This is a genomic window from Ilumatobacter sp., from assembly GCF_046290335.1.
Taxonomy (GTDB): Bacteria; Actinomycetota; Acidimicrobiia; order Acidimicrobiales; family Ilumatobacteraceae; genus Ilumatobacter_A.
Genome location: NZ_JBKAGH010000001.1, coordinates 1,136,547 through 1,157,230, shown reverse-complemented (window position 1 = coordinate 1,157,230; position 20,684 = coordinate 1,136,547). Strand labels below are relative to the sequence as shown.

At 67.6% G+C, this 20,684-nt stretch carries 15 protein-coding genes; 6 read left to right on the top strand and 9 right to left on the bottom strand.

Annotation, left to right across the window (positions count from 1 at the left end):
* Window positions 1-18 precede the first annotated feature (18 nt).
* Together ACE37B_RS05225 and ACE37B_RS05220 are read left to right on the top strand one after the other, a co-directional pair.
* Window positions 19-1,455: a hypothetical protein gene (locus tag ACE37B_RS05225; RefSeq protein WP_409922218.1), complete on the top strand. Its 1,437-nt coding sequence runs from the start codon at window positions 19-21 to the stop codon at window positions 1,453-1,455.
* On the top strand, window positions 1,455-3,191 hold the full coding sequence (locus ACE37B_RS05220) for a class I SAM-dependent methyltransferase (RefSeq protein WP_409922217.1): 1,737 nt from the start codon (window positions 1,455-1,457) through the stop codon (window positions 3,189-3,191). Before ACE37B_RS05225 ends, ACE37B_RS05220 begins: the two co-directional genes overlap by 1 nt.
* A gap of 43 nt (window positions 3,192-3,234) precedes the next feature.
* Here the strand turns inward: ACE37B_RS05220 and ACE37B_RS05215 are convergent, their stop codons facing one another.
* Both ACE37B_RS05215 and aceE read right to left on the bottom strand, forming a co-directional pair.
* The gene (locus ACE37B_RS05215) at window positions 3,235-3,825 is read right to left on the bottom strand and encodes an HhH-GPD-type base excision DNA repair protein (RefSeq protein ID WP_409922216.1); all 591 of its coding nucleotides are present in this window, start codon (window positions 3,823-3,825) and stop codon (window positions 3,235-3,237) included.
* 50 nt (window positions 3,826-3,875) lie between these two features.
* Window positions 3,876-6,620: a pyruvate dehydrogenase (acetyl-transferring), homodimeric type gene (gene aceE / locus ACE37B_RS05210; RefSeq protein WP_409922215.1), complete on the bottom strand. Its 2,745-nt coding sequence runs from the start codon at window positions 6,618-6,620 to the stop codon at window positions 3,876-3,878.
* A 1,029-nt stretch (window positions 6,621-7,649) separates the two neighbouring features.
* Here aceE and ACE37B_RS05205 point away from each other — a divergent pair.
* Both ACE37B_RS05205 and ACE37B_RS05200 read left to right on the top strand, forming a co-directional pair.
* Entirely contained in the window at window positions 7,650-7,904 is a 255-nt protein-coding gene (locus ACE37B_RS05205) for a type II toxin-antitoxin system prevent-host-death family antitoxin (RefSeq protein WP_409922214.1), read from the top strand.
* Window positions 7,904-8,323, top strand: a complete 420-nt coding sequence (locus ACE37B_RS05200; protein ID WP_409922213.1) for a type II toxin-antitoxin system VapC family toxin — start codon at window positions 7,904-7,906, stop codon at window positions 8,321-8,323. Before ACE37B_RS05205 ends, ACE37B_RS05200 begins: the two co-directional genes overlap by 1 nt.
* Window positions 8,324-8,595: 272 nt before the next feature.
* Here the strand turns inward: ACE37B_RS05200 and ACE37B_RS05195 are convergent, their stop codons facing one another.
* The 6 genes from ACE37B_RS05195 to ACE37B_RS05170 all read right to left on the bottom strand — a co-directional run bounded on the left by ACE37B_RS05195 (window position 8,596) and on the right by ACE37B_RS05170 (window position 16,629).
* Window positions 8,596-8,928 (bottom strand): type II toxin-antitoxin system PemK/MazF family toxin, encoded by a 333-nt coding sequence (locus ACE37B_RS05195; protein WP_409922212.1) that lies wholly within the window; start codon window positions 8,926-8,928, stop codon window positions 8,596-8,598.
* The gene (locus ACE37B_RS05190; RefSeq protein ID WP_409922211.1) at window positions 8,925-9,143 is read right to left on the bottom strand and encodes an antitoxin MazE family protein; all 219 of its coding nucleotides are present in this window, start codon (window positions 9,141-9,143) and stop codon (window positions 8,925-8,927) included. The genes ACE37B_RS05195 and ACE37B_RS05190 overlap by 4 nt, the downstream gene beginning before the upstream one ends.
* A 229-nt stretch (window positions 9,144-9,372) precedes the next feature.
* Complete coding sequence (locus tag ACE37B_RS05185) at window positions 9,373-11,160, bottom strand: GDSL-type esterase/lipase family protein (RefSeq protein ID WP_409922210.1); 1,788 nt, start codon at window positions 11,158-11,160, stop codon at window positions 9,373-9,375.
* On the bottom strand, window positions 11,157-12,836 hold the full coding sequence (locus tag ACE37B_RS05180; RefSeq protein WP_409922209.1) for a hypothetical protein: 1,680 nt from the start codon (window positions 12,834-12,836) through the stop codon (window positions 11,157-11,159). The genes ACE37B_RS05185 and ACE37B_RS05180 overlap by 4 nt, the downstream gene beginning before the upstream one ends.
* The gene (locus ACE37B_RS05175) at window positions 12,836-14,611 is read right to left on the bottom strand and encodes an SGNH/GDSL hydrolase family protein (RefSeq protein WP_409922208.1); all 1,776 of its coding nucleotides are present in this window, start codon (window positions 14,609-14,611) and stop codon (window positions 12,836-12,838) included. Before ACE37B_RS05175 ends, ACE37B_RS05180 begins: the two co-directional genes overlap by 1 nt.
* 74 nt (window positions 14,612-14,685) lie before the next feature.
* Window positions 14,686-16,629 (bottom strand): SGNH/GDSL hydrolase family protein, encoded by a 1,944-nt coding sequence (locus ACE37B_RS05170; protein ID WP_409922207.1) that lies wholly within the window; start codon window positions 16,627-16,629, stop codon window positions 14,686-14,688.
* Between the two features lie 58 nt (window positions 16,630-16,687).
* Between ACE37B_RS05170 and ACE37B_RS05165 the strand changes: the two genes are divergently transcribed.
* Window positions 16,688-18,772, top strand: coding sequence for an acyltransferase family protein (locus tag ACE37B_RS05165; RefSeq protein WP_409922206.1), 2,085 nt, complete (start codon window positions 16,688-16,690; stop codon window positions 18,770-18,772).
* A gap of 146 nt (window positions 18,773-18,918) precedes the next feature.
* Window positions 18,919-19,350: a ribonuclease H gene (locus tag ACE37B_RS05160; protein ID WP_409922205.1), complete on the top strand. Its 432-nt coding sequence runs from the start codon at window positions 18,919-18,921 to the stop codon at window positions 19,348-19,350.
* Window positions 19,351-19,411: 61 nt separating this feature from the next.
* Here ACE37B_RS05160 and ACE37B_RS05155 read toward each other — a convergent pair whose 3' ends face one another.
* Window positions 19,412-20,626 carry a YibE/F family protein gene (locus ACE37B_RS05155; protein ID WP_409922204.1) on the bottom strand — a complete coding sequence of 405 codons (1,215 nt, stop codon included), beginning with the start codon at window positions 20,624-20,626 and terminating at the stop codon, window positions 19,412-19,414.
* Window positions 20,627-20,684 lie beyond the last annotated feature (58 nt).

Below are 20,684 nucleotides of genomic sequence, written 5' to 3'. Positions count from 1 at the left end.
GACGCTAGCCTCGCAACGATGCGTGCCGGCACGATCGTGGCCTCGAACTACCTGGAGATGGCACGGCTGTTGGCCGAGTCGTTCCTGGCGCAACACCCCGACGATTCGTTCGCGATCCTCGTCGTCGACGACCTGCCGGTCGGTGAGCTCGGCGGCACCGTGACGAACCCGGGCGAGGGAGCGGAGCCCGAGCGCGGTTTCGACATCGTGCGCCTCAGCGACCTCGAGCTCGGCGACACCGAGCTCGACATGATGAGGACGATCTACGACGTGATGGAGCTCAGCACCGCCGTCAAGCCGTCGTTCTTGAAGCTGCTCCTCGCCGACGATCCGATCGCGGTGTATCTCGACCCGGACATCTACGTCTACGCCCCATTCGGCGACCTGATGCAACCTGCGCTGACGTCGGGGATCGTGCTCACCCCTCACGTGCTCGCGCCGATCCCGCGTGACGGCACGGCGCCCGACGAACGGATGATCATGCAGTCGGGCATCTTCAACCTCGGCTTCATCGCCGTCGGTCGCGGCGCAACGGGTTTCCTCGACTGGTGGCAAGAGCGGTTGCTCGTCGATTCCGTCAGCGACGTCGAAGCCAACCTGTTCACCGACCAGCGTTGGATCGACTGGGTGCCAGCGCTGTTCGGTTGCCAGGTGTGCCGGGACCCGGGCATGAACATCGCCTGGTGGAACATCCACGAACGCGAGCTCGCGGTGACGCCGATCGAGTCGGGCGAAGCGGCTGGACCGCACGGCGACATGACCGGTGGGGTCGTCACCTCGAACGGGGCGCCACTGCGCTTCATCCACTTCAGCGGGTATGACCCGTCGCAGCCCGATCGTTTCTCGAAGCACCAGGAGCGACCGCGGACCGCGCACGCCGCGGGATCGGTGATCCGTTCGCTCGCGGACAGCTACGGCGCTGCGCTCGAGGCGAACGGGCATCATGCGCGGCGCACGACCCCGTATCAGTGGAACACCTCGGCGACCGGCCACGACCTGACACCGCTGGTGCGATCGATCAGTCGTCGGCAGCTCCTCAATGGGGCTCGCACCGGCACCGAAGCGGGGGAGTGGAACACGTCGGCGCCGATGGCATTCGGTTCGACCGCCGATCGCTTCGAAGCATGGTTGGCCGAGGATCTGGCCGGGACCGACGACATCCGCTTCACCCGTCTCGAGGTCGGCCTCTACGACTCGCGTCCCGATCTCCGCGCCGCGTTTCCCCAGCGTGACGGCAATGACGCGGTGCGGTATCGGCACTGGCTCGACCACGACCCAAGCGTGGTGGACGTCCTCGGCGATCGGTGGTCGCCTCCCGCAGAGGGATCCGGCGACGCCGTCGAACCGGACCAGGGCGGCGCGTCCCGACGCAGCCTTCCCCGGCGTCTGGCCGGGCGTGCCCGCCGTGAAGCCGCGCCCTACGTGGCACGCGTTCGAGCGAAGGTCCAACGTTGATGGCTGGCCCGACGCCTCCTGGCCAGGACGCGACCGGCAACGTGACGGCCGACGCGACCGGCAACGTGACGGCCGACGCGACCGGCGACGTGACGGCCGATGACGAGCCGTCGACCTCCGCGCGTCCGATCTACAACGTGCCCTTCTCGTGGGAGTCGTCGCACGGGCACATCGTCGAGCTGTTGATGGAACACGCGCCGAACGGCATCATCGTCGACGTCGGCTGCGGCTACGCGCCCCACGCCGAGCGCCTCGAGCAGCGCGGGTTCCGTTACGTCGGCGTCGATGCCGACCCGGACGCGGTCGCCCATCTCCGAACACGCGGCTTCGAAGCAGCGGTCGCCGATGCCAACGACGTCGTTGCACTGCTTGACGCGATGACCTCGGTCGTCGACGCAGCGCCCGAGCACGCGGCGGGCGACCCCGAAAGCGCCGCTGGCCCCGGCCCCGACGCCGACCAGGTGTCGGCCGTGCTCGCGCTCGACGTGCTCGAGCACCTCGTCACCCCGCATCTCACCCTGGCGGGCATCCGGACGTGGATGACCGAACGTCGCGTGCCGCTGTTCGGTGTGAGCCTGCCCAACGTCAGCCACGCCGACGTGGTGCTCAAACTGCTGTCGGGTCGTTTCGACATGACCCCGTCGGGGCTGCTCGACCACACGCATCTCCGTTTCTTCACCGATCGCACCGTCGGCGCGATGTTCGGATCGGTCGCGATGGTCGAAGTGGCGCGCCACGACGTGTCGTCGCCGAAGTCGGACCAGGAGTGGCCCGACGTGCACCCGATGCTGTCGGACGGGGCGTTGCTCGGGAGCCATTTGCGGCAGGTTCGCGCGCTCGGCGATGCGCACGGCGACACGTTCCAGTTCGTCCGCCTGTTCGCCCCCGACCTGCATCGCGCGGTCGAGCCGACGCTGCTCGCCACGGTGCCGCCGCGGCCTCGGCACGCGGTGACCGCGCTGGTCGCAGCCGACTGCTCCGACGGCGATCACGATGCGCTCGCCGAGCAACTGGCCGCGCAGACCAGCGGCCCGGTCGAGACGATCCGACTCCGCACGGTCGACGATCTCGAGTCGGTCATCGCGTCGATCCCGACCTCGTACGTCGCCATCTTGCGCGGCGGCGAACGTCTCGCTGGCGACTGGGCCGAGCAGTTCCTCGCCGTCGCACGCCGCTACCCGGCCGCAACCGTCCGCTCGGGTCCGTTGGCCCCGGACCACGACGCGCTGGCCGGAGCCGAGTCCGGTCGCGCTGGCCTCGACATCGAGTGGCCGGCGCGGTTTGCGCTGTTCGATCACTACCTGGCCGAGGTGACGCCGTCGGCGGCCATCGCGTTCCCGACGGCGTTTCTGCGCGAGACGAGTACGCAGATCCCGACGAGTCCGATGGATCTCGACGCGCATGCACTGCTGGTCGAGGCGACGATGGTGTGCGGCGTCGTCGACACCCGAGATGGCACGGTGGCGGCGCCGGCCGGGTGGCGGCGCTCGGACGACGCAGCACGGGAGACGCTCGAACGCCTCGGGTCGGCGCCGCTGCTGGCGGGTCCGGGAGCGGCCGTCGAGGTCGCAACGATCCTGCGAGCGCTGCGGATATCCGACGCGCGCGTTGCCGAACTGGAGCGTGACATCGAGGCACTTCGGGTCGACTCGGCATCGCTCAACGCCGAGTTGCAGCGTCGGCCGATCAAGGCGATCCGCCGGATCGCTGACGCAGCCAACCGGCTCCGCCGCTGAAGGCGAAACGGTTGGTGTTCGACACAAACCGTGACGGGCCGGCTCAGGTGATCGGGTTGTCCTGCTTGTCTTTCTTGGCGGCCTTCTGTGCCTTCTTCCAGTCGCGTACCTTGCCGAGCGAGATCTCGTCGTGGACGTCGGCGACCGACCGCGGCACGTCGTCACCGAACTTACCGGCCGCTTCACGCCAGCCAGCGGGCTGCACCTGCTGGGTCTTGCCGAGCAACGCCACGAAGATCTTCGACTTCTCGTCGCCGAAGCCGGGCAGCGCCTTGAGCCGCCGGTAGATCTCCTTGCCGTCTTCGACACCCTTCCAGATGTTCGCGGCGCTCCCCCGGTAGTCGTCGACGAGCGCGGTGCACACCGCGTGCACGCGTTTGCCCATCGAGCCGGGGAAGCGGTGAATCGCCGGTGTCTCGCAGCACACCGACACGAACTCGTCGACGTCCATCGCTGCGATCTTCTTCGGATCGAGATGCCCCAGCCGCTGCTTGAGCGTGTGTGGCCCCTTGAAGGCCCACTCCATCGGTACCTGTTGATCGAGCAACATGCCGAGCAAGAGCGCGTTCGCGTTGGAGTTGAGCAGCTTGTCTGCCGCCTTGTCGCCGGTGATGTAGAGAGTTCCCGCAGCCATACGTCGAATCTACCGGCGAGCGACAGAGTGGGTCTGACCCACTCTGTCGCTCAGACGATGTAGGGATTGACGGCGTCGGGATCGATGTCGTAGCGGGCGATCGCGTCGTCCACGACCGACGCCTCGATGAGCCCGTCCTGGGCGAGGCCGTAGAGCACGCCCACGACGACGTTGCCAGTATCGATCTCGAAGTGGCGTCGCAGCGCCTCACGAGTGTCAGAGCGACCCATTCCGTCGGTGCCGAGTGTGGTGAACGTGCGACCCGGCAGGAACTGGCGGATCTGATCGGGCACCACGGCCATGAAGTCCGACACTGCGGTGATCGGCCCAGGCGCTCCGTCGAGGATCTGAGCCACCCTCGGCACACGGCGATCACGGCTCGGGTGGAGCCGGTTCTCGCGTTCGGCTTCGAGCCCCTCTTCGCGCAGCGCCTTGTACGACGTGACCGACCACAGCTCGGCGGCCACGCCGAAGTGCTCGGCCAGCTCGTCGACCGCGTGGCGCGCGGCCAGGTTCGCCGAACCCGAGAACAGGATCGTCGCCCGCTTCGCCGAGTCTTCGGCACCCTCGCCGAGATCGGGAGCGTCAGCGAAGCGGTAGATGCCTTCGACGATCGCGTCCTTGATGCCGTCGACCTCGGGCAGCGCGGGCATCTCGTGGTTCTCGTTGTACAGGGTGATGTAGTAGAAGACGTCGGTCCAGTTCGCGTCGGTGCTGCCGCCGTACATGCGCTCGATGCCTGCCTCGACGATGGCCGCGACCTCGTAGGCGAAGGCCGGGTCGTAGGCCTGGACGCACGGCACCGTCGACGCGAGTACGAGACTGTGTCCGTCTTGGTGTTGGAGCCCTTCGCCCATCAGGGTGGTGCGCCCCGCTGTCGCAGCCATGAGGAAGCCGCGAGCGCGGATGTCGGCCGCCTGCCAGATCAGGTCACCGACCCGCTGGAACCCGAACATCGAATAGAACGTGTAGAACGGCACCATCGGGACGCCACGAGTGGCGTACGAGGTGCCCGCCGCGATGAAGCTCGACATCGAACCGGCCTCGGTGATGCCTTCTTCGAGGATCTGGCCCTGCGCCGACTCCGAATAGGAGAGCAGCAGGTCGTGGTCGACCGGCTGGTACTTCTGGCCTTGCGATGCGTAGATCCCGATCTCGCGGAACAACGAGTCCATGCCGAACGTGCGGGCTTCGTCGGGGATGATCGGGACGACGCGCTTGCCCATCTGCTCGTCGCGGGCGAGGCTGCGCAGCAGACGGGTGAAGCCCATCGTGGTCGAGACTTCCTGATTGCCCGACCCGCCCCACATCTCGGCGTATGTCGCCGGGTCGGGGAGCGACATCGCACGCCGCACCGTGGTGGTCCGCTTGGGCAGCGATCCGTCCAGTGCCTTGCGGCGCTCCATCATGTACTGGTACTCGATGGAGTCGATCGCCGGCTTGAAGTACGGCGGGTTGTCGGCCTCGATCGAGTCGGCCGGAATCTCATCGTGCAGATACAGGCGGTCGCGCAGGTCGACGATCTGCTGCTTGGTCATCTTCTTGATCTGGTGCGTCGAGTTGCGGCCCTCGAAGCCTGGGCCGAGCGTCCAGCCCTTGACGGTCTTACAGAGGATCACGGTGGGGCGACCCGAGCCGAGGTTCTCGGTGGCGGCCTTGTACGCGGCGTACAGCTTGCGGTAGTCGTGACCGCCGCGCGGGAGGTGGCGCAAGTCGTCGTCGGACAGGTGCGACACCATCTGTCGGAGCCGCTCGTCAGGGCCGAAGAAGTTGTCGCGGGCGTAGCCACCGTCTTCGACCGCGTAGCGCTGGAACTCACCGTCGACGGTGTTGTTCATCTTGTTGAGCAGCACGCCGTCTTTGTCTTGCGCGAGGAGTTCGTCCCACTTCGAGCCCCAGATCACCTTGATGACGTTCCAGCCAGCGCCACGGAACACCGCTTCGAGTTCCTGGATGATCTTGCCGTTGCCGCGCACCGGGCCGTCGAGGCGCTGCAGGTTGCAGTTGACGACGAACACCAGGTTGTCGAGTTGCTCGCGTGCTGCGAGCGAGATCGCGCCGAGGGTTTCGGGCTCGTCGCATTCGCCGTCGCCGAGGAACGCCCACACCCGGCTGCCCGAGGTGTCGTCGATCTGGCGGTTGTGGAGGTAGCGGTTGAACCGTGCGTGATAGAGCGAGGTGATCGGGCCGAGGCCCATCGACACGGTGGGGAACTCCCAGAAGTCGGGCATCAACCGTGGGTGCGGGTACGACGACAGGCCCTTGCCGTCGCGGCCGATCTCACGTCGGAAGTGGTCGAGGTCGTCGGCTTCGAGTCGGCCTTCGAGGAAGGCTCGGGCGTAGACGCCGGGTGCCGCGTGGCCTTGGAAGTAGACGTGGTCGCCGGGCGTGCCGTCGTCCTTGCCGCGGAAGAAGTGGTTGAAGCCGATCTCGTACAGCGCGGCGGACGAGGCGAACGTCGACAGGTGGCCGCCGATGCCGTCGGCTGCCTTGTTCGCCTTGACGACCATCATCGCCGCGTTCCAGCGGATGAACGCTCGGATCCGTCGCTCGATGTGCTCGTCGCCGGGGAACCACGGCTCTTCCTCGCGGGGGATCGTGTTGACGTAGGGGGTCGACACGGTGGCGGGGAACGACACCTGCGATTCGTTCGCGCGCTGCATCAAGCGCGAAAGTAGGTAACGAGCACGGGTCTTGCCGTGAGTGTCGACGACAGCATCGAGGCTGTCGAGCCACTCTTGCGTCTCCGTCGGATCGATGTCGGGAAGCTGATGGACGTGGCCGTCAAAGATCATGACGGCCATTCTCCCATGAATCGATCACTTACTGACCGGTAACTTGCGCGCCCCCGAAACGTTCCTCGACGTGCACGTGCCTCACGTGGGACGACGCACCCGACGAGATGTCGGATGGAGCCACGCGACCGAGAGCTGAACGAGAACAAAACGAGAACAGGCGGAGAGCGAGTGCCGTGTCAGGCACCATTCGGGACGTCCCTGATCAGCACTTCGGGCACGCCCGTTGAGCTCGGATGGACCGTCGTTATGGGCTACCTCCAACCGATCGAAATGGCCGGATAGCGCGTGGGCCGCGAAGTACTCGTGGATGACGATATGCGCTGACCCTGGCCGGTTGCTCCGAACTCGGGATGATCTGGCGCGGCCTGTCAGCTCCAGGCGCCGCGATCAGTGCGTCGTGCGTGCTCGGGAGCGAACAGGAACGTGTGCCGATCGTCGTTCCACCTTGCCGGAGAGCTCAAGAGGGCTAGCGCCGCCGTAGCCTTCACATCCTCGGGAGGTTGCCCCGGCAAGGCGACGAACAAGCCAATGAGCCCTTGATCGAGCCATCGCACCAGCACGTCAGAGCAATCACCCGGCAACCAGGGTCCGTGTTCGATTGGGCCACCTCGAACCAGGTCGGTACAACCCAACGGAACTTCCCAGAGCGGTGCCTCTTCGAGCGCTGCCCAGCGAAGCTGTTCGAGAACGTCTGCGTGTTGCCCTTTCGACATCATCGACACTTCGATCGGACTCTCCACATGGCGAGCGTATGCAATCCTGAAGCGCTGAATCCACAGCGATCAGATCGACACGTTGGTTAGAGCCCGGCACCCATCCGCGATCGGCAAGTCGGTGCTCGGCTAGCCGATCAGATTGTGCCAAGAATTCGAGACGCGTTGGTGAGCGCTCGCCGCTGCCGGTCCTGGATGGGTTCGCGGCAGCGACGTTCGTCGGTGCGCAGGCTCGTTGGACGCCCAATCAAGCTGGAAACGGTTGCGACTGGCCGACGACAGCCCTAATGTAGAGATGTAACTACATGGAGGCGTGATGGCGACGCAGATGAGTAGCCGAGAATTCAATCAAGACACCAGCGGCGCCAAGAAGGCATCGGAGAACGGTCCGGTCTACATCACCGACCGGGGCCGACCCGCACACGTACTGCTGAGCTTCGACTCCTACGAGGAACTCATTGCTCCGCACAGGGCAATCGACCTGCTTGCCGAGCCTGCAGGAGTCGCGGATATCGAGTTCGTGGCTCCCAAGAACATCGAAGCTGCACAACCGGCAGCCTTTGAGTGATGTTCGTGCTCGACACGAACGTCGTGTCCGAACTCCGCAAGGTGCGAAGCGGCAAGGCGAACCCCGGCGTTGCCGCGTGGGCGGAAGAGGTTTCGTCAGCTGAGTTGTTCATCTCCGCGATCACGATCCAAGAACTCGAGCACGGCGTGTTGCTGATGGAGCGTTCCGACCCAACGCAAGGAGCGATGGTTCGTGAGTGGCTCGACCAGAGCGTTGCCGCTGCGTTCAAGAGCCGGGTGATTGCGGTGGACGAGCGGGTGGCACGTAGCGCCGCCGCCCTCCACGTGCCCGACCCGGCGCCGTTCCGAGATGCCCTCATCGGCGCGACCGCCCTGGTTCACGAGATGACTGTCGTGACGCGAGACCTCAAGGACTTCAGGCGCTTCGACGGGGTCGACGTCCTCAATCCCTGGAACTGACCAACGCCGCCCCGCAGTCCGTGGCATCGCCCGATCAGAATCGATCGACTCACGACTCGAATGTCACCTGAGCGCACATCGTTGAGCGCACTGGCGGTGCACAATCACCAGACACCGGTGTCGAGCGAGGCATGCGTGGGCTGCCGTCGCCGATCGACTGTCCAGCCTCGGATCCGCTCGTAACGACGGACCCACTCGAGGCTTCCGACCACTCCAGTACGGCACGTTCGATCGGGCGATCCCGCCCAGAACGTGCAGGAACTCCCGGATGGTCAGGAGGTGGCGATGCCGAGGAAGACGACGACCGATCGTGCGAGTCTGGCCATGTCTTCGTCGGAAAGTCGGCCGATCCGTTCGCCGAGTTTGGAGCGCGGGACGGTCGTGATCTTGTCGACCATGAGCCGGCTCGGTTGGCGGATGCCGGTGGTCTCGTCGGCGGCGACAGGGATGCGAAACAGTGGAGCATCGGTGTCGTCAGTGGTGAACGCGCAGACCGTGACCGAAGCGGTTGCGTCGAAGAGATCGTCTTGGATGATGACGACCGGTCGCGGTTTGCCGGCGTACCCGCTGCCGGCGGCAGCGGTCCAGATCTCGCCGCGTTTCACTCTTCTTCGCCGAGGGCGTCGATGAACGCTTGATCATCGGACTCGACGTCGCTGTTCGCAACGGCAAGCGATTGATCATGGGCTTGCTGCGCGAACTGGGGTGATCGGACGTCAGGTACCCAGATTTGAACGGGGCGCAGGCCCTGGGCGCGGAGCCGCTCGCGATGTGCGCGCACCCGGACCGCACTTGCGGCGGTCGAACGTTGACGAGCCATACCCGGACGTTACATGTAACGCCGCTCTGAGCGCAACGGATCGCGTGACATCATCGAGGAGTGCGCCCAGAATGTTCCGGGCCACAACCGCGTCAGGCCGCTCCTGATCGGCACGTGAGGGCGGGCCGCTCTGCCCCATAGCGCTCGGCGGTGACGGCATCCGAGGGTGTGCCGCCCAACGCCGGGAGCGGGGCACCCCACAACGGGGCAAACGTTCCTTGACGCAGTACTAGGTCGTGACCCACCAGCCGCCGGTGTCGAACACGGTCTGCATCGTCGACGACGCGAACAAACACATGCGGCCGGCGAACACCGACGTCGTGATCGAGTTGGCCGCCGTGCGCCCGGCACCGGCGTTGACCGACGCGGTCGGCGGATCGCCGACGCAGCTGTACCCCGTGACGAACCCCGTCGCGTCGGGGCGAACCATCGTGATCGTGCCGGTGACCGCCTTCGCCGACGGTGGGGTGACCCCGATGTCGATGGTCTGTCCGCCACCGTGCAGCGGCGACCAACCGCCGATGCCGAAGCGGGTGTCGAGCGATCGGGTCGGAGCCACCGGGACGAACGACAGCTCCGCCGACGTCGCGAGGATGCCGGTCAGATCGAGGATCAGGTCGACGGGGCGACTCGCCGACAGGCAGATGGCCCCATCGACGCCGACGGGAACGAACGCGGACGCCGACACGGCGGGGCCGGGTGCGAAGTTGAGGTTGGCCACCTCGGTGGGTTCGTCGCACGACGACGCTCGGACGAATCCGCCGCCGCCCGCTCGGGCCGTCGCGATGTTGACGGCGACCGCGTCCGCGTCGGGGCCGACCTCGATCCGCAGCTCGCTCACTTGCCCCGTCGCGCGAGTGTCGGCCAGACGCCAGGGGGTGTCGAGCGGGCGGAGTCGCAAGCCGTGGGCGCCGGTGGTGAACACTCCTTGCACGTCGACGACCACGTCGGTGTCGCTGCTCGCGAAGATGCACACGTCGCCGTCGGCCCCGACCGCAGCGATCGTGGGCGCGCCGATGGCGGCTCCCTGAACGAAGTTGACCGTCGCTCCACCGGCCGGCGCGTCGCACGGGCCGGCCGCGAGATACCCGTTCTGGCCGGGGCGAGCAGCGGCGACGTACAACGCCGCCGCCGTCACGGTGTCGACGTCGAGGTCGGTGTCGAGGTCGGTGTCGACGTCGAGGTCGACGCGCAACGTCTCGCCGCCGACGAGGCGCCCGGGCGCGTCGACGCGTGTGTCGATCAGACGCTGCGGCGCCAGCGGCACGAACGTGCTGGCGGGAGCCACCGGCGAGGGCAACGCGGCGTCGCCGCCGGTGCGAATCGCTCGCGTGAACGATTCGGTGAAGGCTTCCGCCATGCGCTCCGACCGGCGTCGATAGCTGTTCGGATCGAGATGGATCTGGTCGCTCGACCGGTAGCCACCCGTCGCGAACTCGGCCTCCCAATCCCACACCGTGAACTCACTCCGTTCGGTTTCGACCCGGCGAAGCGCTGCGTTCCACGCGCTGCGCGAACTGCTCGCTGGCTTCGTGATCGTCGGCCACCAGATCTGGCGACCCGGACCGATCGCGTTCACGAGATGCATGATGCTGTCGTAGGCACAGCCGACGCTGCTCCCACAGAATCCGGAGTCGTTGACGCCGAGGTTGACGATGACGTGGGAGGGATCCCATCCCTGCTGCTTCCACAGCCCGATCCAGTACGACGCACGGAACTCGTTGGCGACCGGAAAGGCACCGCTCGTCGAACTGCCCGCAGCGCGGAACCGGATCGGGCCCCAGCCTCTTGCGGCGAGTTGATCGGGCAGGGTCGGTGAGACGATGCCGGCACCGACGAGGACCGAATCACCGATGACGCTGACGGCGCCGAGTGGCCCGGGCGTCGAGATCTGGATCGACGTGGCGGCGACGGCGGTGTCGCTTCGACTCGCGCTCGCGGCGATGGCGAGCGGCGCGACGACCGCGAGTGCGACCAGGGCTCGGCCGGTACGTCGGAGCCGACGGGCGCGTCTCACGATCTGGTGTCGAGGAGTCGGCGAGGAGTGAACCCGTCGAACCCGGCGCGAGCCGATCCGAGCACGTCGACCACGACGTCGGCTCCGGTGGTCGCGACGATGCAGATCTCGCCCTCGGTATCGGGTGCCACGGTGACGAAGTTGGACACGGTGTCGCCCGGGGCGAAGTTGACGTTCGCCGTGCCGGGTTGGGATTCGCGGCACGGCCAAGCCGTTGCGAATCCGGCGCCGTCGGCCCGAACGATCGCGAGGTTCAAGAAGAGCGCTTCGACCGACTCGGGATCATCGATCGGCGTGTCGGCGAGTGAGATGCGATGCGTGGTCGTGGCCGCCCGAGCGCCCGTGACGTCGCGCGAGTCGTAGGCGCGGGCAGGTTCGATGGTGGCGATCGCGTCGCCGTTGGTGAACGTCGCGAACCGGTCGACGGTCAGGTGCGTCGACGTGCCGGTCACCGTGACGCACACGTTGCCGGCCTCGTCGGGAGCGACCACCACGAGGTTCGGGGTGGTTTCGCCGGTGCGCAGATTCACCGTGGCCGTGGCCGGTTCGACATCGCAGGGATGCGCGGTGATGTAGCCGGTGCCTGCAGCGTTGATGCCCGTGATGTTCAGCGCTACCGCGGCCGCGCCGGGTGCTGAGACCTTCAGTTGCCGAGCTTCACCGGGCTGCTCCGGGCGGCCACCGAGGCGAGAGTCGAACGCCCGATTGGGGGGAACGTCGGTGAGCCCGGAATCGCCGCCGAACGTGCCGAACACGTCGATCACGACGTGGCTGGCCGTGCTGTTGAACACGCAGACGCTGCCGGTGTCGTCGACCGGCACGATGGCCGCACCCGACACCGTGTCGCCACGCACGTAGTTCAGGTTGGCGGCCTCCGGTGGTGTGCCGCTGCAGTCGAACGCGGTGAAGTAGCCGGTATGGCGGGTCTTGGTCGCCGCGAGGTTGAGCGCGACCGCAGCGACGTCGGGATCGTCGGTCACGTCGACCTTGGTGATCGTGCCGTCGAGGGGACGGGTGGAGTTGGTGTCGACGGCATCGGCGATCAACGAGCTGTAGAGCTCGGCGCCGGTCCGATTGAGGTGGATCGCGTCGTAGGTGATCCCGGAGCGGTCGGCGGCGGCCGCCCAGTCGACGAGTTGCAGATTCGGATGCCGGGCGACGGCTCGCTGGAGATGCTCGTTGACCGTCGGGAAGTACCAGTAGTACGGCTGCACCTGTCGCCATGCGCTCGCGGTGATGAACTGTGGCTTCACCTCGCGCAGCGTCACCCAGTACACGTGCTTCACCCCGGCGTTGGTGAGCCGGGCGATCATCGCATCGATCGATCGGTCGAAGCGCTCCGGATCCCAGTACGGATAGTTGTAGCCACCGGCGATGACGACGTGGTCTCCGACGAGGCTCGGGGCGCCCACGATGGTCGGAACGACGTGGCTCGCTTCGAGTTGCTCGACGAACATCGCCGGTGTGCCGATGACGTTGACCTCCCAGTCCGCAGGGAACGCCGTCTGCAGGACGCCTCGGGTTCCGAGCCCGACCGAGTCGCTGACGAGCAGCACCCGCTGCGCGGTCGGCGCCGCCTCGACGACGGGTGCTTCGTCGTCGGCCGCGGCGGTGGCGACGATCGCGCTCACCGCCACTGCGCTCACCAGGCAGATTCGTGCGAATGTGGTCGTCATCAGATCCACCAACCGGTCGTGTCGAACACCGTCGTGGTGGTCGACGAAGCGAGCAGACACAGTTCGCCCCGTTCGTTGATCGCCGAGGTGAGTGAGTTTGCCGCGACCGCGCCGCCGCCGGCGTTGACCGACGCATTGGGCGGGGTGCCGACGCAGCCGTAGCCGGCGACGAACGTCGTTGTCGACGGTCGCACGACGGTGAGCGTGCCGCTCACGGCCTTGGCCGAGGGCGGCGCGACGCGAACGTCGAGGGTCTGGTCGGCGCCGTGGATGGGAGCCCAGCCGCCGATCGCCGATCGCGTGTCGAGCGTGCGAGTCGGGGTCACCGGGACGAACGAGAGAGCGCCGTCGAACGAGAAGGAGCCAGTGATGTCGACGATCACGTCGGTCGGCGCGCTGGCCGACACACAGATCGTCCCGTCGTCCGCGACGTCGACGATCGCCGATCCCGATGCCGGCGGACCCGGCTGGAAGTTGACGTTGGCCACGTCGGGTTCGGTCCCGCAGGGATATGCGCTGAGGAATCCGATGGCGTCGGCCTTGCTGGCGGCCAGGTTGACGGCAACGGCGTCGGCGCCGCTGGGCACGTCGATGACCAGTTCGCTCGCGCGTCCCGTGTCGCGGGTGTCGACGAGTCGCTGTGGCGTCGGCAGCGGATCGAGTTCGAGCCCGTCGTCGCCGGGGACGAACGCTCCTTGAAGATCGACGGTGACGTCGGTCTCGCCGCTGGAGAAGATGCAGACGTCGTCGGCGACACCGACCGCGGTGATGGTGGGCGCACCTCGTGCCGCGCCGGGCGCGTAGTTCACCGTGGCGCCGGAGTTGGGCTGACCGCACGGACCGGCTGCCAGATATCCGTTCGTGCCCGATCGGGCCGCCGCGACGTAGAGCGCGACCGCAGTCGCATCGTCGGGGATGCGGTCACCGAAGTCGACGCGCAGTGTCTGGCCTGCACTTCGGCGGCCGGGCTCGTCGGTGCGCGTGTCGACGATGCGCTCCGCGGGCAGTGGCACGAACGAACTCGCCGGTGCCGTCGGCGTCGGCAGTGGCGCCTCGGTGCCGTTGTCGGTCGCTCGACCGACCGTCAGCGTGAACACCTCGGCCATCCGGGCCGAACGCACTCGGTAGCCAGCCGGGTCCAGGTGGGTACCGTCGGGAGAGTTGTAGAGCGGGAGTTCCGCGGGCCAGTCCCACGTGTGGAAGTCGGGCCGTTCCGCTGCGATCTGGCGCAGTGCGGTGTTCCAGTTGTTCTCCTGGTCGAAGCGCGTGAACAGGCGAGTGATCTGCGGCCACCAGATCTGGCGGCCCGGGCCGACGGTGTTGACGACGTGGAGGATCGCGTTGCGCGCACATGTGAGATCGGTGTCGCAGAAGCCGCTGTCGTTGGCGCCGATGTTGACGATCACGTTCGGTGCGTCCCACCCTTGCGCTCGCCACGACTCGAGCCAGAACGACGCACGGAAGTCCTGACGAACCGGAAAGCTGCCCGAGGTGTAGCCCTCGCCTGCACGGAACCTGATGGGTCCCCATCCGCGTTCCGCGAGTCGCTCGGGCAGCGTGGGCCCGAACAGGGCCGAGCCGAGCAGGACCGAGTCGCCGATCACGGTCACGGCGCCGAGCGGGCCGGGCGTGGCGATGTCGATCTGGCGCGGTGCGGCCTCGGCGGTACCCGTCGGTCGAGCGATGGTCCAGGTGACGGCGACGAGCGGCGCGATCAGCGTGGTGGCGATGAACGCGGCGAGGAGCGAACGTCGACGACCCGCGATCCCGTGCATCGGCGGCAGTCTAGGACCAGCGTGGTCGGCGGGGCCGACTGGCTCGGTTGCCCCGAGCGACGAACCGGTTCGGTTCAGCCGGCGTTGGCGGGTTCACTCCACCAGCCGGTCGCGTCGAACACGGTATGGGTCGCGGCCGACGCCTCGACGCAGAGGCGCCCGCCGTCGGCGACGCCGGTCGTGAGCAGGTTCGACACGACCATCCACGCGCCGGCGTTGACGGATGCGACGGTCGAGTCGCTGCACGAGTCACCCGTGACGAACGCTCGGCGATGCGGCGACACGATCGTCAACGTTCCGGACACGGCTCGTGCGCGGCCCGGCGCGACGCGGACGTCGAGGGTCTGGCTGGCGCCGTGGATCGGTGCCCACCCGCCGGTGCCGTTGCGCGTGTCGAGCACCCGAACCGGGGTGATCGGCACGAAGAGCAGCCCGTCATCGGGCCGTTCGGGGTCGACAGCGCGCAGCGTCGCCGTCAGATCGACGATGACGTCGACGGCGGCGCTCGCGGCCACGCAGAACGTGCCGTCGTCGCCGACCTCGACGATCGACGACGACGACATGGGTGTGCCGACGGTGAAGTTGAGCGCCGCGACCTCCGGTGCGGCGTCGCAGGGGCCCGCTTGCAAGAAGCCGTCGGTACTCGCGTTGGTCGCCGCCAGGTTGACGTTGACCGCCTGCGAGCCGGCGGGCGCGCGCACCACGAGAGGGCGCGCCGGGCGTGGTCGTGCGCCGTCGACGCCGCGGGTGTCCGCGAGGCGTTGCGGCTGGTCGAGTGGGAACAGCCGGAGGCCGTCGTCGCCTTCGACGATCGCTCCGGTGAGGTCGACGATGACGTCGGTCTCGACGCCGGATGGCCCGCCCGTGGTCACGCACAGCTCCGGTGTCGTCGACGGGTCACCGACGGCCACGAGTGTCGAGGCACCGCGAGCGACGCCACCAGGGAACGTGAGGACTGCGGTCGACGCGATCGACGCGGCCGTCGAGCCGCTCGACGCGGCGCCGCACGGTGCAACCGAGACGAACCCGGCGCGATTGGCGCGAGCGGACGCCACGTACAACGCCACGGCGGTCGTGCCGGGCGGTACCGCATCATCGAGTCGGAGTCGGATCGTCGAGCCGTTGCGTTGTCGCCCGGGCGACCCGGTGCGTGTGTCGATCAGGCGCTGACTCTCGATCGTCGCGAACGAACCGCCGGGAGCGGTCGGCGGCCCGATCGCCGCGTCCGACCCGACGCGCACCGCGCGACCGAGCTGCAACGTGAAGTCCTCCGCCATGCGCAGCGAACGCTTCGGGTAGCTCACAGGTCGCAGGTGGGTGTTGTCGTTCGACTCGTAGCCGCCGGTCGCCAACTCGGTCGGCCAGTCCCAGGTGAAGAAGTCGGCCCGTTCGGCAGCGACGCGTTCGAGACCGGCGTTCCAGGCGACGGCCTGGGCCTCGTTGGTGAAGAACTTGGTCACCTGCGGCCACCAGATCCGGCGCCCCGGCCCGACGGCGTCGACCACGTGCATGATCGCCTGGTACGAGCACTCGACGCTCGTCCCGCAGAACTCGGTGTCGTTCGCGCCGATGTTGACGATGACGTTGTCGGCTTCCCAGCCCTGCTGACGCCACTGTTCGAGCCAGTACGTGGTGGTCAACTCCGGCGAGCGGCCGAAGTAGCCCGACGAGTAGCCGGCGCCGGCGCGGAAGCGGATCGGTCCCCAGCCGCGTTCGGCCAAGCGGTCGGGCAGCGTCGGGCCGTACCTGCCGGCCCCGTGCAGTACCGAGTCGCCCAGGATCGACACCGATCCGAACGGGCCCGGGTTCGTCAGGATGATCTCGATCGGTGGAGGGGAGACGATCTCCGCCAACCCCGATTCCGAGACCAGCGCAGCATCGTCCGCGGCGTCCCCGCTGGCGCCGGTCGTCGCCGCGGTGACGGCGACACCGGTGATCGCAAGCGCGGCGACGGCGACCAGCGAGCGAAACGACAGAGTGGGTCTGACCCACTCTGTCGCTCGGGGTGGACGCGGCATGGAGGAGCAACGTAGCAACACGACGTCGGACGTGTCGTGGACGTACACTCTCGACGCAATGGAGAGGGGTGGCGCGGTCGCGTCGGGCACGGACCGCGAGCAGAGAACGATTGCCTACCAGCCCGCTCTCGACGGCGTTCGAGCGCTGGCCGTCGTGGCCGTGCTGCTGTTCCACGCCGAAGTCGCCGGGTTCGACGGCGGCTACCTCGGCGTCTCGGTGTTCTTCACGCTGTCGGGCTTTCTGATCACCAGCCTGCTCGCCGCTGAGACCGAGGCCAACGGTCATGTCGCCCTCGGCAACTTCTATGCCCGTCGAGCGAGGCGACTGCTGCCGGCCAGTGTGCTGCTGGTCCTACTCGTATTGATCGCGAGCGTCGTCACCGACTGGTTCGACGCCGTCGCCGAACTGCGCGCCCACGTGATCGGCAGCTTGCTGCAGGTCGCCAACTGGGTGTTTCTCGCCAACGACGGCTCCTATCAGGAACTGCTCCAACAGGCGGCCGGCACGGCGTCGCCGCTCGAGCACTACTGGTCGCTCGCGATCGAGGAGCAGTTCTACTGGCTCTGGCCGATCGCGTTCGTCGCGCTGTGGCGTGCCGGTCGCACCTTGCGTGGACGTGTTCGCCTGCTCGGCGCGGTGACGCTCGTGTTCGTGATCGCGGCCCCGGTCATCGCTGCGGTGTGGGGGAGCGACGCTGCGTACTGGGCGTCGCCGGCCCGCGCCGCCGAGATCCTCGTCGGAGCGTTCGTCGCGGTGGCGATCATCGGGCGCCGACTCGACCCCCGTCTGTGGGTGCTCGCCCCGCTGATGCTCGTCGTCCTCGCCGTGTGCATCGTCACGTTCCCGACCGCTGGCGGTCCCGCCTACAGCGGCTGGTTGCCGGCGATCGGCGCGGCCAGCGCGCTGCTGCTTCTCGGGCTCCAGGTCGACTCACCCGTCCGGCGGGCCTGTTCGATCGCGCCGATGGTGTGGCTCGGAAAGATCAGCTACGGCGTCTACCTCTTCCACTGGCCGATCTTCGTGGTGATGAACGAGGACCGCATGGGATTCGACGGCCCGGCCCTGCTGGTGGTTCGACTCGCGGTGACCTTGATCGCTGCACAGCTGTCGTACCTGCTCTACGAGCAGCCCATACGCCGAGCGTCGCACCTGACGGTGCGACCGACGATGGGGTGGGCGGCCGGCGCCACCGCCGCCGTCGTGGCGATCACCGTCGTCGTCGTTCCCGGCCCGGCCAGCGATTACTGGTCGATCAACTCCGACGCGGCCGACGCCGCGGCACTCGACGTCGACGATGCACCACTCGAGGCGCTCACGGCCGACCCGTCGGCCGACACCGGCACGGCGACCGAGACGCCCGCCCCTCACGACACAGCGAACGACACCAACGTGGCGCCAGCGAGCACGACGCCGACGACCACGACGCCGCCCGCGACGACGCTGCCGCCGATCCCCGAACTCAGTCGCCCGGTGCGCATCATCGTGGCGGGCGACTCGACGGCCGAGGCCATCGGCGCCGGCGTGATCAACTGGGCCTCCGTTCTCCCCGACGTGGCGCAAGCGGAGCTGAACATCGAGAAGGGCTGCGGCTTCATCCGCGGTGGCGACTATCGGGTGGACGACGAGTGGTTCGAGGTGCGAGACGCTTGCCGCGACTGGCTCGAGCGCAAGCTGCCCGACCGAGTCGCCGAAGCGAATCCCGATGTCGTCATGATGATGACCACGTCGTTCGACGTGCTCGACCACCGTTTCGACGACGGCGATGGTGCCTCGCCTGCCGAGCTGCGCGATCTGATCACGGCCGATTTCGCCCGAGCCACGGACGAGGCGCTGCAGGGTGGCGCCGACACCGTGGTGTGGATCAAGGCGCCACTGCCGAACCCGTTGTGGTTCTCGCGTGGGAGCGACCAGGAGCAGCCCGATCGCCACGCCGTGCTCCACTCGATCATGGAGGAACTGGCAGCAGAACGTCCCGACGACGTCTATGTCGTCGACCTGATCGCCTACTTCGACGAGTCCGGGCTCGTCGACGACGTCGACGCGCGACCCGACGGTGTGCACCTCACCCCTGAGGCTGCCACCGACGTCGTCGTCGACTTCCTCGGCGACCAACTCATTCGCGCCGCGCTCGACTTGCTGTGAGTGGCACGCCGAGCTCCGGCCAACGCCTTGTGGTCAGGTTCGGGTTCGGGGTCAGGCCCGGGTTCGGGGTCGCCGTCGCGCTGCGATGCCAGGGTGATCTGGTCCCCATCGGCGCCGTGGTCGCGATCGTCCCGTAGGTTGGCCCGATGGAACGGATCGAGGTCTACACCGACGGCGCCTGCAGCGGAAATCCCGGTCCGGGCGGTTGGGGATGGGCGGTCGCACCCGAGGGCGCGCCATTCGGCTCAGGCGGCGAGCGCAACACCACCAACCAGCGCATGGAGGTCTACGCCGTCCTCGACGCCATCCGCACGCTCGGCACCGACGGCTCGGCGCTGACGGTCGTGTCCGACTCGACCTATGTCGTCAACTGCTTCCGCGATCGTTGGTGGGTCAAGTGGCAGGCCAACGGATGGAAGAACTCCAAGAAGCAACCGGTCGCCAACGTCGACCTCTGGGAGCCGTTGATCGAGGTCGTGCGCGCGAGCGATGTCGAGTTTCGTTGGATCAAAGGGCACAGTGGCCACCCGATGAACGATCTCGCCGATCGACTCGCTGTCGCCGCCATTCCGTCCTGACCCGGTCGCGAACGTCTGGCCACGAACGACGGGTCGCCTGTCGCTGCGCCGCCCGCTCACGTCAACCCGGCGATGCCGGCTCGCTCGGGTGATCGGGTCCGTGATCGACCGAGGGCAACTCGGCGCCAGCCACGATGCGCGCGGCGAGCAGCGTGCTGATCGGCACGGCCGAGACGAGCCCGATCGACCCGACCAGCGCTCGCACGACCTCGACGGCCACGATCTCGCGTGTCGCCACCGACCCGAGCGACTGGCCGGCCTCCTGGAACAGCAACAAGAGCGGCAACGCTGCGCCGGCGTAGGCGAGTACCAGCGTGTTCACGGTCGAGGAGATGTGGTCACGGCCGATGCGCACGCCGCGCCGATACAACTCGACGGCCCCGGCGTCGGGTTTGGCTCGTTTGAGTTCCCACACGGCCGACACCTGCGTGACGGTCACGTCGTCGAGCACGCCCAGTGATCCGATCAGGATCCCGGCAAGCAGCAGCCCCCGGGGGTCGACAGGGGTGCCGAGCAGGTCGAGATAGCCGACCGTCTCGTCGGTGAGCCCGGTGAAGTTCGACGACCAGACGAAGATCCACGCGAGGATCCCGGTGACCCCGAGCGCGGCCAGCGTCGACAGCAACGCGACGGCCGTCGCCACGTTGAAGCCGTGCGCCAGCAACAGCGCGACCACCGCGATCGCGCCGGACGCGACGAGTGCGACCACGACGGCATTGCTGCCGTCGAGAAGCGCCGGCAGCGCGAATGCGACGATGACGAACAGACTCATCGCGAGCCCGGCGAGCGCGCCGAGGCCACGCCATCCGCCCAGCACGAGGATCGCGGTGACGAACAGCAACGTCAGCAACAGCAGGGGAGTGCCCCGTTCGAAGTCGTAGAACACGATCGAGCGCGTGCCGTCGGGGAAGGTGTCGATCAGGACGAGGATGCGGTCGCCTTCGCCGATCGTGCTCTCGATCGACTGCTCGAACGTCAGTCGCTGGCCCTCGAGCTCACCTTCGGTCGGCATGATCTCGTACTGCAGGCAGCCGAGTAGGGGGTCGTAGCTGCACGGTGCGACATCTCGTGACGTGACCTCGACCGCCACCGGGTCCGACTCGAGGCCGAGCGGATCGACGCTGACCGGGTCGGCACCGCGCGGCCAGAGCAGGACGAGGCCGAGCACGACCACCGCCGTGCAGACGCCGACCACGATCCACACCATCTGTGTGACGCGGTCAGCGAGGGGAATCGGCTCGCCGTGCGAATGGCCGCCGCCGTGCGAATGACCCATCGTCACAGTGTCGCAAACATGTGGGCGAGGCTCGCGGATTCAAGGCCGCATCAAGATC